The sequence below is a fragment of the Peribacillus sp. NPDC097895 genome, from assembly GCF_050277555.1.
Taxonomy (GTDB): Bacteria; Bacillota; Bacilli; order Bacillales; family DSM-1321; genus Peribacillus.
The window spans coordinates 463,451-478,318 of record NZ_JBNNSH010000003.1; the positions used below are offsets into that span (position 1 = coordinate 463,451).

Consider the following 14,868-nt stretch of genomic DNA (forward strand, 5'->3'; position numbering starts at 1 on the left):
AGCGCAACCTTATGTAAAGAATGAAGCACCCTAACAGACCAGCAGGGCGATGCCCCTATCTGAACAGCATCTGCAACATCCGGAATATCCATACCTGTGATAATCCCTAAAATAACGGATGCAAGTAGGTAAGCAATAAATGGATGCCTCTCACTTTGGCTATGTTAACGAGCGTATAATAACAAACGATCGTTAAAGCTCAAACCAAAAAACTAGACATCAGCTGCAACTCATTAAAAAAGATTCATGGATTATTGTTTGGCTCTTATCTCACACCCTGAATCTTTGGGCATCTCTTATAATCTCTGTATATAAACTAACTCAGAATACTATTTTACAATAAAAATTTTTCCATACAAAGTAAGGATTACTCAATGAAAAAAGGGACCGAATCCGTTCATAATGAACTAAACCCGATACCTCATTCATGAACAGTTCGGATCATTCCCCCATAAAAAGAAGACCGGATTGGTGCCTGATTTTTGCCTCAAGATATTCAGGATAAGCAATAAGGAAGCAAGTAGATGGTCCAGATGATTTTTTGATATCCACTTTACTACTTATATGTATAGGAACGCCTTCACCACTTGGATCCAGTTGCTCCCATTCATACACTATCCCTTTTGAACCGACTGGAAGTACCTGTACATCTTCCATCTCACAAAGGGTTTTAAATAAAAACAATGGCGCGACCCACTCTTGTTGTTCCATGACTTCATCCCCAACGAGCGGCCTGCCGATCAGAGCGATTTTCCGAATAGGGTATTGCTTAATTACACGTTCATTCCTTCGTTTACCAATCACCATAAGACCTAGTGCTGATTGAAGAAGCGGCATGTTACTTTCTGTGCTTCCTGTAATGGGCAGGACCATTCCCAATTCATTCAATCCCTTCATGATACCTCTGCTCAATGCCTTCCAGGCTTCATCACCGCAGAAATTGTGAAGGACAACCGATATTGGCCTTCCGCCAACACCCATGCATTCCATGACGGCAACCCGAAACGAGTAATAGCCAACGACCTCATAAGGAACCTGGACAAGATCCTTTTCCTTTAGTCCGATTCCGCCACTATTATCACTCGAAACAATTAATGATTCTGCTTCGGAAAACGGTAGAATCAATGAATCACTCATTCTACAAGGCCATCTTTATGAATCATTTTCTTCAAAACAGGAGCCAAGCGTGGCATTAACAATGCTGCCAACGCTACATTCACTGCTGTTGCCGCCGTTAACCCCGGAACCAGCAACGTGTAAAATCCAGGGCTGATCAAAAATACGAAAGGCAGGGCTAAAATGAAAGCATTACCGATAAAGAAGAGGAAGAATGCGCCCATTTTCTTTCCTTGTACATATAAAACGCCGAACATCCAAACGAGCACTGCCATTTCGACCATGATCAAAAAATGGAAGGGCCCTAAAGTCATGCCGCCGATGAACGCTGAAATGATATGACCGAGCCCGGCTACAATCGCACCGGGTACAGGGCCAAGTATGACAGCCGCCAAAAGGGCCGGAAAACTATCCAAAGCGATACTGCCGATTGGGGATGGGATTTTGATCATGGCCCCAACTGCAGATAAGGCAATGAATAAAGCAATTGCACTGATTTTTCTTACGTCCATGTTACTCTTTTTCCTTTCTTTTCCCTCCACGGAATACGTTTGCGCTACGGATATATTCCACATCCTTCACACCAAGTCGGAAGTTGATCACACGTGCTACTGCAAAGAAGTAATCGGACAGGCGATTTAAATATTGAAGCGATAATGGTGATACGACTGCACCCGATTTGATCAATGAAACGACCAATCGTTCTGCCCTTCTGGTAACCGTCCGGGCAATATGAATGGTTGCTGCCGCTTTTGAACCCCCTGGCAGGATAAACTTTTCCAATTCCGGCGCTTCAACTATGAAAGCGTCAATACGTTCTTCCAAATAGGTAATGGCCTCATCCGTCAGCTTTTGCGGGGCTTTCTCGGAAACCGTTGCCAAATCACCGCCACAATCGAATAACTCATGCTGGATTTTCTCTAAATCGGTCAATACATCCTTAAATATCCCTTCGTCCAATTCAGTCACCGCAAGACCGATATAGCTATTGACTTCATCGACTGTTCCATAAGATTCGACCCGAATGTCATCCTTGTCAAGCCGACCTCCAATTACGCTTGTTTGTCCCTTATCTCCTGTACGTGTATAGATCTTCATCCCAATTACCTCCTCTATTTTATTCTCTGGTTAATTCCATACCAAATGATATCAACACGTGTTGATAAGGATGCTACATCTTGAAAGACCCATCCGCACGCATCGCGCCCTCGGCGATCCTTTGCTTCCAGCGGGACGATACCTTTGGATATATCAGAACCGATCACAATGCAGATGTTTTCATCCCTTTCCTTCTCCCATATTCGCCAGTCAGCCATGATTTCCTTCCATCTTATTCGAATCGAATCTGTATCGATCGTTTCGGCATCTTGTTGAATCCATGCATCCAATCCCTGCAATATAACGGTATTCCCTTGAAAATCAAACATTTCCGGCTGTTCTTTCCGATAACCTGATAACCAAAGGGCCTCATTTTCCAAACCATATAATTCCTTTACCCATTTCGTTTTCCCATTATAGGCGCCGCCTGTAACGAAGTGCACCGTTCACCCCTCCTTAAACTGTCCCGGTTCTCCCATATGAGCTCATATCCCCTTCCGTGAGAAGGACTCCAATCAAAAAAGGACTTTTCCATCGGGGCATAACGGACCAGTAATTCACGTATTACCCCTCCATGGGTCATTAAGGCAAAATGACTTTCCTCACTGGCAATCAATTGCTTCCAGCCATTTTGAACTCGCTCGGAAAATCTCGGATAGCTTTCACCCCCAGGCACCATTGCCGCCATGGGACGTTCCAACCATTTAAGATAATCGCTATCTGTCTTCAACTCATCGTACGTTCGTCCTTCCCAATTGCCGAAGTTCATTTCTCGGAACGAAGGGTTTTTGGCCGGAACAACATCTGGAAACAACAGTTTTGCGGTTTCCACACAACGAGGTAAATCACTCGTATGAACTTTTTCGTATACTGGGTAACACCCCCTCAACAACAGAATTTCCTTTTCACCTTCGATGCTTAATGGAGAATCCGTCCAGCCTAAATAGGATTTTCGCTCATTTGCTTCCGTCAGCCCATGGCGAAGTAGTGTAATAGCCACAGTATCAGCCATAACCAAAGCTCAACCCCTTCCACGGATGCACCCAGTACATCTCCTGTTATCCCACCGAACCAACTGATGATTTTACGTTTTATATAAAATAGGAAGATCAGCGCAGCCAGACACATGATGGAAAATAAAGTGACAAGCTTATAATCGATGATCCAAGCAATCGCAAAACATACAAGGAGATATAGCCAATAAATAGGCAAACTGCTTTTCTTTACAGCACTCTGAAAGAAAGCACCCAGCCCCTCTTTTTTAGCCAGCGGCATCCGGCTAAGTAAATAACCCATCACACATTTGCTTAAGAACGGAAGGCCAATAATCAAGAAGTATGTCCATTCATTGACCCGTTCGACAATTTCATAAATGAATATGAATCGGGCAGCCAATAGAACGATGACGGAGATGACACCGAATGCACCTGTCCTGGAATCCTTCATGATTTCCAATCGGCGTTCTTTATCCTGATAGGAAAAAAAAGCGTCACTGGCATCAATCCACCCGTCGAGGTGCAAGCCCCCCGTTAACGCCATCGTCAAAAACCAAAGGACAAACGCAATTGCAAGAGATGAAAAAGGGGTCCATTCCACAAATGCATATAAAACACCGCCCAATATCAAGCCTAGCAAAAGACCGACGAACGGAAAGGTCTGAATGGCACGATGAATATATTTCTTCTCCATCGGAAGTTGCTTCTTTATCGGAAAAACCGTAAAGAACTGCAGGTTAATTAGAAATCCGATTACACCGTTCATACCTGCATGCACCCTTTCATCAGTAACGGAATTCCCGCTTCAACAAGATAAGCCTCATCAGCCTGTCCAACGATCGCTTGATGAAGCAAACCTAGTGTTTTTCCGTAAATATGGAGAAAATCATTCTGAAAAATCGGTTCCTGAACCAATTCATTGCTCACGATGATTAAACAACTGGATTGTTTTCTGATCTCATTGATCGCGTCTAATATTTTTATAAAAACGCTATGTAAAAATTCCTTTTCAAGCGGAATACCAGGGCCAAATAGTTCATTATCAAGCAGGGTTGTCAAACAATCGAGCAGGATTATCGAATCCTGACTAATATCAGCCCCTATTCTTGTAATATCCGTTTGGTATTCCGATGTCCTCCAGGCAATCGGGCTGTTTTCTCTATCTTTTTGGTGCCGAAGAATACGTTCCCCCATTTCAGCATCACTGACACGGCCGCAAGCGAGGTAATGCAATTGTCCATCCATTTGGAGTGCATATTCCAGGGCTTTTTTTTCTGCGAAACCACTTTTCCCGCTTCGGACACCCCCGGTTATAAAACAGAGCCTTGCTTTCTCCACTGTCTTACCCCCTCCATCAATGCTTCGTTATCACGCTCACTCTTTACTGCAAATCGGAGCCATACTCCATCCAAGCCCGGGAAATTATAGGTATGGCGCGGTACGATTCCTTTTTTCAACAAAAAGGGGAAAAGGGATAAGGATTCATCTTTGACTAAATAAAAATTAACCGTACTATTGGAGACAATCAACCCTTGCTCCTCATAAAACCGGAAAAGTTTTTGCTTTTGCAATTGTATATAGTCTCTCGTTTTTCTCATATATGCTTCTTCTGCAAGACAGATTTTCCCTACTTCCAATGCTACATGGTTGACACTCCAATGCGGCTTATAGGTTTTTACCCGCTTAATGATGTCCGGTGCTGCAAGCAAATAGCCTATTCTTAATCCCGGAATTGCAAAGATTTTAGTCATCGATCTTAGAATGAGTAAATGTGGAAATTGGTTGATTAAAGAAGCATAAGTAAAGGAGTCTTCCGTAAAATCATAGAAAGCCTCATCCATGACAACCAGGCAATCCGCTTTTTGGCATTCATTGATTAATTCCTTAACGGCATTCCGCTTAAATGAAACCCCTGTAGGATTATTAGGCGTACATAAGAAAATTGCATCATATTTTGATAATCGAGGTATCAGTCGATCCAAATCCAGTTGCCACTCAGGCTCGTCAAGCTGATGAAAATCGACCTCACACCCTGCTGCCAAACAAGCTTCTGCATATTCCGCAAACGCCGGCTGAATGATCAGCACCTTTTTGTTGGCCAACTTGTTCGCTACCAACATGATTATTTCTGCACCACCGTTTCCTACCAAAACGGCTTGCTCTGGAAGTGCTTCTTTTTTTGCAATTGATTTTGTCAGTTCAACGGCATGTGGATCTGGGTAATGCAGGATTCCATCGAAAAATTCTCTCCACCGTTCCTTTATACGTAAAGGAGGACCCAATGGGTTAATGTTCGCACTGAAATCAAGAACACTTTCAGGCATTTCAATTTCCAGTGCTTCATAAAGATAATGCGGATTAGAGCCATGAGTTGGTAATGACAAAAGTAAGCCCCCCTAGCCAAAGCATCAGTAAAAATAGAAAAGAAGACCGATGCATGATGGTAATCGATTTCGATATATGTTTTGCTTCTAATGGAACAATCGGAACTCCCATCCTCGCACGGTCAGAAACAACTCCTTTGTACATATTCAGACCGCCAAGCTGAACGCCCAAAATGGCAGCAACGCCCGCTTCACACCACCCGCTATTCGGACTTGGATGTTTTTTAGCATCTTTAATTAAAATCTTCCATCTGCCACCCAATCCATGATAGCTGGATTTCGAGCTAAGCAGCATCAGGAACCCCGTGAGTCGACTGGGTATCCAGTTCACGATATCATCGAGCTTTGCTGAAGCCCAGCCAAATTGAGCATATTTATCATTTTTGTAACCCACCATCGAATCACAGGTATTTATTGCCCTATACATCATCGCGAGCGGCGCACCGCCAATCGCAGCCCAAAACATTGGGGCAGTGACACCATCACTCGTATTTTCAGCTACGGTTTCTACTGTACCCCTGACTATTTCGGATTCATCAAGATCTGCTGTATCACGACCCACAATGTAGGAAAGCTTTAGCCTCGCTTCAGGAAAATCCTGTTCATTCAGCGGATGGCAAACTTCCAGCCCAGCTTGCTTTAAGCCTTTCTGAGCAATCGTAGTAGAGATGACAACCGCTTCCCAAAGTATACCCGCAAGCGGATGGATACGGTATGCTAAATAGACGGTTAGACCTGTAACCACTATCACCACACTAAGGACGATCATCAACATAAAAAGTCCATTACGTTTCTTGAATCTACCTTTATTGAATGCTCGATCCAACTTGCTTATCATCGTTCCAATCCATTTCACAGGATGCGGCCAATTTGGCGGATCACCTATTAATAAGTCAAGGAAAAACGCCAGCGTAACTGCAAAAAGGTGATGGTAGATCATAGTTCCTCAATCCGTTTCCGATTTTTCTTTATTGCTTCGACGGTACAATCATATACACCGCGGCTGATGAGCTTTCCTAGCGGAGTGATGGTGCCTGCATAGTGAAGCTTTTCCCCTCTTTGAGTGGCCGCAATCAAAATACTGTCAGTGGATGTTCCCGTTGCACATGTATTTGTCACCTTATCCAATACATGTAAATCATGAAGTGCCTTTACTTTAGCCTCGGTCGCGGTAACAATGCTGTGGATGAACGCCTCTTCTGCCAAGTGACCATTTACGAATATCCATGTGTTGATGGTTCCCGGAGTCGAAGTCCAAGAATGTCGGTCGGCTAAAGAAGCGTCGATGGCATTCCCCACTCCAGCCGTAACGATGATAAAAACCGAGAAATTTTCAACTCTTAATAACTTGAAAGCAACCGTATCGAGAAAGACCGCTGTCATCATCCCTACCGTTTCCTGAGGTTCAAAACCTTGCGTTCTTAAATATTCCGCCATTTCAACTAGGTGATCCTCGCAATTATAATCGCGATGGACGTGTCTATTCACGAAAGATCGATGCCAGCCCGTCCCCGAACCAGTCACTCCAGAAGACATCGTTCTTAGTGGGATCGGAGAGTTCAATTGAATCATTTCTGAACCAACTGTCAGATATGAATCATCGATTTCCATAGAGATAGAATCACTGCTATGCATTTCCGGAACGATGAACATTTGCGGTTTCGGAAGAGCGGGATGCGGATGTTTTTCGATCGTCGTCTGATATACACCCTGAATCCGGTCCTGTTGGAGCACTTCATTCGGCACATCAATAACTTGAATTTGCCCTTTTTCAAGCAACATAAGCCGATCACAATATAATCCAGCCAAATTCAAGTCATGAAATATTGAAATGACGGTTAACTCCTGCTCCTTTGCCATCTTCCTCATTAAATCAAGAAGATCCTTTTGATAGGAAAGATCCAAGTGATTCGTCGGTTCGTCCAAAAAAAGAATTTCCGGTTCCTGGGCAAGTGCCTGCGCCAGTAGGACCCGCTGTCTCTCTCCACCTGATAATCGGTCAAATTGAAGATCCTGAAAATCTGCCACCCCCGTTTGATTCATCACCCGTTGGACAATCGTTTCATCTTCTGCGGACCAACTATGGAACCAACCTGTTTGATGGGAATAGCGCCCAAGTGAGACCGTCTCTTTTACTGTATAAGAAAAAGCTAATGAGGAATGTTGAGGAAGCACAGCAATGACTTGTGCAAGTTGTTTTGACGAATAATCCTTCAAATCCCTTCCCCTTATTCGTATGCTTCCTCCCATAAAATCGAGCACCCCGCTGAGCATGCTTAAAAGCGTCGTTTTCCCGCTGCCATTTGGACCTAAAATCCCGAATAACTCCCCTTTATGTACGTCAAATGAGACAGAGTCCAAAACGGTTTTATTGCCATATCCACCTGTTAACCCTTTTACTTCAAGCATCCGCCCTACCCTCTCTCCGTCTCTTTAATAAAATCAGCGCAAATGCCGGTGCCCCGATAAGTGAAGTGATGACACCGATCGGCAGTTCCGATGGGGCTATGATCGTCCGTGCGACAAGGTCCGCCAAAATCAAGAATCCGCTTCCTATCAGCAAAGACAACGGAAGCAAATGTTTATGGTCAGGCCCCCAAATCCTACGGACCAAATGAGGAATGACCAATCCTACAAAGCCAATCGTCCCTGAAACCGCAACGGCTGCCCCTGTCAATATCGAACCAGCAATCAAGATCCACATTTTTCGCCGATGCACATTCACACCTAAGTGTTTTGCCCGGTCTTCCCCGAAAGTCATCGCATTCAATTCACTTGTATTCATGAGCAAGATCAGTGAACCAATGATAAAAAACGGCAATATGATCGCGATATAATTCCAACCACGCATTGAAACGCTGCCCATGAGCCAGCCAATGATTTGTCTTAATTCCTCGCCCGTCAACGCAATCATCAAAGAAATGAAGGCACTTAAAAACGAGCTGAAAATGATTCCGGTTAATATAATCGTTTCCACTTTCATCGATCGATCCATTTTTTTTGCAAAAGCCAATACACAGAAAATCGTGATCACGGAACATGAGATACTCAATACCGGAAGCGTATATAAACCGATGAATGGCAGTGATATATTCAAGAATAAGGTCAATACAGCTCCGACTGATGCTCCTGATGATATACCTAATGTGTAAGGGTCAGCGAGCGGATTCCGGAGCAGTCCCTGAAATGCCGCACCTGCAATCGCAAGCGAAGCACCAACCAAACCCGCAAGCAATACACGCGGCAAGCGGATGTTCATCACGATATTCGTCAGCATCACATCCGGATCAACGGAAATCGGTAAATGAAAAATCTCCTTGCCGATTATTTGTATAAGTACGGGAATCGGTACTGGCACCGAACCAAAGGAAATGCCAATCGTACAAGCAAAAAGTAAAAATAATAACGCAATCAAATAAGCAAACGTCCCTTTATTTGTCAAATACGTTCGGATAGACTGATTTGGCAAGTTCCTCTACTCCCTCTATTAAGCGTGGACCGGAACGGGTCACCAAGTCAGAATGGACATCAAAGATTTGGCCATTCTTAACAGCATTTACGTCTTGCCATCCTTTTCTGCCGGTCACTTCACTGATTGGATCTTTTGTATAATAACCATACGTTGTAATAATGACATCCGGATTTGCAGCAATCATCGACTCTTCATCAATTTTTGCCCAACCGTCCAATTCAGCCGCTGCATTTTTCGCTGAAATCATTTGAAGCATTTCATTCATGAATGTATTTTTTCCAGGTGTATATATTTCCGGAGACGGCGAAACCTCCACTAAAACGGTCTTTCTATCCGCTTCCTTTACGGATTTGGCTTTTTCAGATATAGCCTTCAGCTTCGTTTTCATATCGGTAATGATTTCTTTTGCCTTATCATGTTCTCCTGTTGCCTGTCCAATCATATCGATAGACTCATACACTTCGTCAAAGCTTTGTGCATCATTAACTACAAGGACATCTATTCCAGCATCCTTAATCTGCTTTAATCCCTCACTTGAATTATGGGCACTGGATGCATGGGCAAGAACAAGATCAGGCTTTAAGGAAACAATCAACTCCGTATTCATTTCCATTCCGCCAACTTTTTCGATTTCTTTCGTTTCTTCCGGGTAATTATCATTGTCGGAAACACCAACAACCTTTTTACCCAAACCAAGAGCAAATACCACTTCCGTATTACTTGGTATCAACGTAACGATTTTCTTCGGTTTTTCTTCTATCGTAACTTTTTCACCCGTTGCATCTTTAATCGTAATCGGGAAAGCTTGGTGTTGAGCATGATTCGTTTGCTGCTTTTCCGTTCCTTCATTAGATCCCCCGCTGCAACCAACGATCATACCTGCAGTCAGTAATAACACCAGGATCAAACCAAAAATTTTCTTCATTTTCATTCCTCACAATCTTTTCATTTATTTTTTCCACCCTATGAAATAGCGCTTCCTTTAAACGAAGATGCGCATCAAAACAAAAAGCATCTCCCGTTAAACGGAAGATGCTTGTATGGCAACAATATAATTACGGACTCTTTAGGGTCTGCCACACACCTTCCCATCCGCGTAGGTTATAGGTGTACGAATCTTGGCAGGTCTCCTGGCTCATGGTCATCGTCAACGGCACCTTCCCATATCTCATACAGTGGTTCACAGCCGTTAACTCCCATATACAGTGGCGGGACCGCGCTGGCATTCAACCAGCTTCCCTTTTAAGTCATTAAGACACCAAATCGCTCATATGTATATAATTTTCACTGCTTTTCATTATACACCATGTAAGAATCTATTATTATATGATTTTTCTGACTGGCTCCAAGATGCCCCGTCCCTCTTCAATGATTTGTAGCATTTTCAATCAGGGACGCAAACCCACCAACCGATAATCCGGGTGAAATCCGAACGCGATGCAGGGCATACATTCCTTGATCACTGGAAGCCCCGCCAGGTTCGGTCGTAACGGCCATCTTGTATCCAGCTTCTTCCGACAGCCTGAGACTCTCTTCGTTATACCGACCAACTGGATACGAAAGTACTGTCGTGTCCTGATGGAGGATACGATCGAATAAATCCTTTGACTGGACCATTTCGACTTCTTGCTGCTCTGGGGTCATGCGGTTTAGCTCAAGATGGTTGATCGTATGACTTTCGATGGAAATCCCATTCCTGCTCATCTCCAGCATTTGACCTTCCGTCAGGTGATGACCTTTTTCAATGGATTTCCCAATCATGAAAATGGTCGCTTTCATGTCATATTCTCTTAATATAGGAAAAGCCTCCGTGTAGTTATCTGTATACCCATCATCAAAAGTAATCCAGACACACTTTTCACTTGGCATTCGATTTTCGGTTAAAACGTGAAATGCTTCATTAGGGGATAATGTATGGTATCCATTTTCCCGAAGCCAAGCCATTTGCATTCGGAATTCCTCTTTTGGCACCCGAAGGTTATTACCTTCAGATATGCTATGATACATCAATATGGGAAGCTGAACCGTGGACTCGGCCCTTATCCAGTTCCTTGTATCGATTTGTTCAGGATTACCTTCGTCCTCCGAATCCTGTCCGCCGTCACTCTCCGCTGCTGCAACTACTTCAATATTATCTTCCGCAATCGGCGCAGCCGTCTTTGTACCTATGTCCTCTAAAACCCCTTGTGAGCATCCAGGTAAAATTAACATCCCCAGCAACGCTGCCATGCTTAAAACTCTGTATTTTCCCACTATCATTCTCCTATTTTTTTCTAGCATAATAGTACCAGAAAACTAGTGAATAATAAAGTATCCCAATTAACGAAAAAAAAGGAATATAAAGAGTTGGTACCCATCCTTGTCAAACTTTATTGGACTGTACATTATCACCAGTTAAGCTTTAATGATGAAATTTTTTCATAAGTACAAGCTATTAGCTTGAAAAGTTTGCCTATAAGAAATATAATAAATAAGTCGTCGACTTTTTATATGTCCCAGTAGCTCAGCAGGATAGAGCGACAGCCTCCTAAGCTGTAGGTCGTAGGTTCGATTCCTATCTGGGACGCTAATGTATGGAAGACCCTGTTATAATCCGGTTAAAGCCGGTTTTATAGCAGGGTCTTTCTTTTGGCTTAACTGAAAATGGCTGTATCACGTATGTCGGATGAAAGCACTTCTGAACATTGGAAACAATGGTGATCTATTCACTAAAAGTTTTCATTGTTTGGAGGTGCTTTTCTTTTCGGTTAAAAAAATGGTAAAACGTGGAAAACATATAAAAGAACGAAATCACACTCGTGCTGAAGATTACGAGCATTAGATATTTTCCTTAGTGAAAAGATCGCTGAAGGTGTTAGAGAAAGAACGTTAGAAGAATACAAACGACATGTCAGAAATTTATCGGACTACCTATCCAAAATGCATTTTCCCTTTAAAAATATCATCGAGTTAACCTCTTCATTAATCAGAAAGTGATGAAGGAATGGGAACCGCGTATTCGCGAAATTACGATAGAATTGCTTGATCAGATCTCCAGTCGGCATGAAATGGACATTGTTACATCGAATATATCCTTTAATCTTTTTTGAAATAAATGTTTGAACTTGTCCCATCCGGGTATACAAATACTGTAAGACATTCTCACCAAAGGAGATGATGTGCATGATGAGTACGATCAGAAGCCAATGGAACAAAGAGAATGATGCAGCGGTGTTTAGTCCAGGTGATTACTGTTAGAGTCAATTGAAGAGTTAGATGATAATCAAAAAGGGAATTACTAGTCTTCTCACCCAAAGGAGGAGGATACTGTTCATGAGTATTTACAGCCAATGGAATCCAGAGAATGACGAAGCAATTTTCAGTCCGGGTGATCAAAAGCCATTCAGTACGCTCACACGAGTAAATTCGGATAAACACACACACACTGACAAAACACTTGAATATGAATTATATGGCACCGTACTGAATGAAGTTTAGTCGAAGCAGTGATATATAGAAAAAGAGCCCTTCACATTTATGCTAAACGTGAAGGGCTCTTTCTTTTATTTATCGAATTTCAGTTTGGCCAACGCATCCGCCAAGGCAGTATTGATCGGCTCTTCTTTATTTTGCTTTTTCATATAATTGGAGACTTCATTTTTTGATACTCTTTGATTTTTATTTTGTCCTCTTCGTTTATTGTAAGAAGAAAGTTTTTCATGAAAACCGCATTTACATGTGAATGTCTGTGCTTCTCCTTGACCGCGCATTTCCATCTTTTTGTGACATTGTGGACATCTTGCATTTGTTACACGTGAAACACCTTTTTTGTGGCCACATTCACGATCCTGACAGACAAGCATTTTTCCCTTTTTACTATTTACTTCAAGCATCAGCTTGCCGCAATCCGGGCATTTTGTTCCTGACACGTTATCATGCTTGAATTTTCGGTCACTATTTTTGATTTCATGAACGATGTTTTTTGCATAGGTGCGCATATCACCGATGAAAGCCTGTTTTGGTAGCTTTCCTTTTGCAATGGCCGTTAACTTTTGCTCCCATTGAGCTGTCAAAGCTGGTGATCGTAAGTCTTCAGGTGCCAACTCGAGGAGCTGCTTTCCTTTTGAAGTTACATGAAGACCCTTCCCTCTCTTTTCAATCAGGAAGCTATTGAACAGTTTTTCAATAACGTCAGCACGCGTTGCCACTGTTCCGATCCCGCCAGTCTCACCAAGGGTCTTGATGAGTTCTTTGCTTTCCCCTGCCATGAAACGAGCAGGGTTTTCCATCGCGGAAAGGAGCGATCCTTCATTGAAGGGTTCTGGTGGTTTTGTTTCACCATCGGTTTGTTTCACAGCCGAAATGGTTAAACTGTCTCCCTTTTGAACGGTCGGAAGCAGTTGCTCTGCAAGGCCATCTTTAGCTTCCTCCTCATCAAATTGGTGATCATAGACTTCCTTCCAGCCGGATTTCAGGACGACCTTCCCTTTTGCCATGAACGTCTCCTGCCCTATTTTGGCGGTGATGGTCGTTTGCTCATATTCGAAGGGCGGCATCAATACGGCAAGGAACCTTTTAACGACCAAATCGTAGATTTTCGATTCTTTGTCGCTCAGTTTTCCTGGAAGCGGCGTTTGCTCGGTCGGGATGATTGCATGGTGATCCGAAACCTTGCTATCATCCACGAACGATTTATTGGCCTTTATCGGGCTGCGCTGGATTCTCGAAGCATACTGGGCATATGGTTTTATGCTGACAGCTTGTAATCTTTCTTTTAGCGTATCAACCAAATCCGTTGATAAAAAGCGTGAATCCGTCCTTGGGTAAGTCAAGACTTTATGGCTTTCATATAAACGCTGCATGATTGATAACGTCTCTTTCGCCGAATAGCCGAATTTCTTATTGGCGTCCCGTTGAAGTTCCGTTAAATCATATAAAGAAGGAGCAAAACTTTTCTTATGGGCTTTGTTCACTTCCACCACTTCTGCCTTTTTCCCCTTCACTGCCGCAAGAACCTTCTCGGCCTTGGTTTTATCAAATGTACGGATATCTTTTGATTGGGCATCTTGCCAGATTAGGCGCAAGTTGGATTCTGCCGTTGCCGACACACCATAATATTTCTTAGGCTGGAATTGTTTTATTTCTTCTTCTTTTTTGGCAATCATCGCAAGTGTCGGCGTTTGGACCCGGCCGCACGATAACTGCGCATTGTGCTTGGTTGTAAGGGCACGTGTCGCGTTCATTCCAACGATCCAGTCCGCTTCGGCCCTTGCTACAGCCGAGGCAAATAGATTTTCATACTCCTTGCCATCCTTCAGCTTTTTAAATCCATCTTTGATTGCTTTATCCGTTACAGAGGAAATCCAGAGCCGCTTGATCGGCTTCTTCACATTCGCTTTTTCAAGTATCCAGCGTGCAACAAGTTCCCCTTCTCGGCCTGCATCTGTGGCAATGATGACATCTTTGACATCCTTGCGGTTCAATTGTGTTTTAACCGCTTGAAATTGTTTGCCTGATTGCTTGATCACGACTAATTTCAAAGACGGCGGCAACATGGGCAGGTCCTCTATACGCCAGGTTTTATATTTTTCATCATACGTTTCCGGATCGGCATGGGTCACCAAATGACCTAGAGCCCAAGTGACGATATACTGATCGCCTTCAAAAAAACCATTGCCCTTTCTCCCGCAATTCAGCACTTTTGCTATATCTCTTCCGACCGATGGCTTCTCGGCCAGTACGACTGTTTTACTCATAGTAACATCCTTTCCCTTTTAAACTGATTCCTCTATTATCGCATATAATTTAGGACAGGGCGATAAAG

General features: G+C 43.2%; 15 protein-coding genes, 1 tRNA gene and 1 riboswitch. Of the genes, 2 read left to right on the forward strand and 14 right to left on the reverse strand.

The window, feature by feature from the left end:
- Positions 1–441 precede the first annotated feature (441 nt).
- The 13 genes from ACQKMH_RS18500 to ACQKMH_RS18560 form a co-directional block, all read right to left on the reverse strand.
- A complete protein-coding gene (locus ACQKMH_RS18500; RefSeq protein ID WP_427588900.1) occupies positions 442–1,137 on the reverse strand; it encodes an ATP-binding protein in 696 nt (231 codons plus the stop codon).
- Complete coding sequence (locus tag ACQKMH_RS18505; protein ID WP_427588901.1) at positions 1,134–1,628, reverse strand: ECF transporter S component; 495 nt, start codon at positions 1,626–1,628, stop codon at positions 1,134–1,136. Before ACQKMH_RS18505 ends, ACQKMH_RS18500 begins: the two co-directional genes overlap by 4 nt.
- Position 1,629: 1 nt before the next feature.
- The gene (locus ACQKMH_RS18510) at positions 1,630–2,214 is read right to left on the reverse strand and encodes a cob(I)yrinic acid a,c-diamide adenosyltransferase (protein WP_427588902.1); all 585 of its coding nucleotides are present in this window, start codon (positions 2,212–2,214) and stop codon (positions 1,630–1,632) included.
- 14 nt (positions 2,215–2,228) lie between these two features.
- Positions 2,229–2,657, reverse strand: coding sequence for a bifunctional adenosylcobinamide kinase/adenosylcobinamide-phosphate guanylyltransferase (locus ACQKMH_RS18515; protein WP_427588903.1), 429 nt, complete (start codon positions 2,655–2,657; stop codon positions 2,229–2,231).
- Complete coding sequence (locus ACQKMH_RS18520) at positions 2,609–3,226, reverse strand: histidine phosphatase family protein (RefSeq protein ID WP_427588904.1); 618 nt, start codon at positions 3,224–3,226, stop codon at positions 2,609–2,611. Before ACQKMH_RS18520 ends, ACQKMH_RS18515 begins: the two co-directional genes overlap by 49 nt.
- Entirely contained in the window at positions 3,184–3,975 is a 792-nt protein-coding gene (gene cobS, locus ACQKMH_RS18525) for an adenosylcobinamide-GDP ribazoletransferase (protein ID WP_427588905.1), read from the reverse strand. Before cobS ends, ACQKMH_RS18520 begins: the two co-directional genes overlap by 43 nt.
- A complete protein-coding gene (locus tag ACQKMH_RS18530; protein ID WP_427588906.1) occupies positions 3,972–4,547 on the reverse strand; it encodes a bifunctional adenosylcobinamide kinase/adenosylcobinamide-phosphate guanylyltransferase in 576 nt (191 codons plus the stop codon). The genes cobS and ACQKMH_RS18530 overlap by 4 nt, the downstream gene beginning before the upstream one ends.
- Positions 4,520–5,593: a threonine-phosphate decarboxylase CobD gene (gene cobD / locus ACQKMH_RS18535; protein WP_427588907.1), complete on the reverse strand. Its 1,074-nt coding sequence runs from the start codon at positions 5,591–5,593 to the stop codon at positions 4,520–4,522. The genes ACQKMH_RS18530 and cobD overlap by 28 nt, the downstream gene beginning before the upstream one ends.
- Positions 5,568–6,533 carry an adenosylcobinamide-phosphate synthase CbiB gene (gene cbiB / locus ACQKMH_RS18540; protein WP_427588908.1) on the reverse strand — a complete coding sequence of 322 codons (966 nt, stop codon included), beginning with the start codon at positions 6,531–6,533 and terminating at the stop codon, positions 5,568–5,570. Before cbiB ends, cobD begins: the two co-directional genes overlap by 26 nt.
- A complete protein-coding gene (locus tag ACQKMH_RS18545) occupies positions 6,530–8,002 on the reverse strand; it encodes a heme ABC transporter ATP-binding protein (protein WP_427588909.1) in 1,473 nt (490 codons plus the stop codon). Before ACQKMH_RS18545 ends, cbiB begins: the two co-directional genes overlap by 4 nt.
- Complete coding sequence (locus ACQKMH_RS18550) at positions 7,995–9,062, reverse strand: FecCD family ABC transporter permease (protein WP_427588910.1); 1,068 nt, start codon at positions 9,060–9,062, stop codon at positions 7,995–7,997. Before ACQKMH_RS18550 ends, ACQKMH_RS18545 begins: the two co-directional genes overlap by 8 nt.
- On the reverse strand, positions 9,025–9,996 hold the full coding sequence (locus ACQKMH_RS18555) for an ABC transporter substrate-binding protein (RefSeq protein ID WP_427588911.1): 972 nt from the start codon (positions 9,994–9,996) through the stop codon (positions 9,025–9,027). Before ACQKMH_RS18555 ends, ACQKMH_RS18550 begins: the two co-directional genes overlap by 38 nt.
- 172 nt (positions 9,997–10,168) lie before the next feature.
- Positions 10,169–10,343, reverse strand: a riboswitch (cobalamin riboswitch).
- 87 nt (positions 10,344–10,430) lie between these two features.
- The gene (locus ACQKMH_RS18560) at positions 10,431–11,294 is read right to left on the reverse strand and encodes a polysaccharide deacetylase family protein (RefSeq protein ID WP_427589008.1); all 864 of its coding nucleotides are present in this window, start codon (positions 11,292–11,294) and stop codon (positions 10,431–10,433) included.
- A gap of 263 nt (positions 11,295–11,557) precedes the next feature.
- Here ACQKMH_RS18560 and ACQKMH_RS18565 point away from each other — a divergent pair.
- Positions 11,558–11,631 (forward strand) — tRNA-Arg (locus tag ACQKMH_RS18565).
- A 746-nt stretch (positions 11,632–12,377) separates the two neighbouring features.
- The gene (locus tag ACQKMH_RS18570; protein WP_427588912.1) at positions 12,378–12,542 is read left to right on the forward strand and encodes a hypothetical protein; all 165 of its coding nucleotides are present in this window, start codon (positions 12,378–12,380) and stop codon (positions 12,540–12,542) included.
- Positions 12,543–12,607: 65 nt separating this feature from the next.
- Here ACQKMH_RS18570 and ACQKMH_RS18575 read toward each other — a convergent pair whose 3' ends face one another.
- Entirely contained in the window at positions 12,608–14,800 is a 2,193-nt protein-coding gene (locus ACQKMH_RS18575) for a DNA topoisomerase III (RefSeq protein WP_427588913.1), read from the reverse strand.
- Between the last annotated feature and the right edge of the window lie 68 nt (positions 14,801–14,868).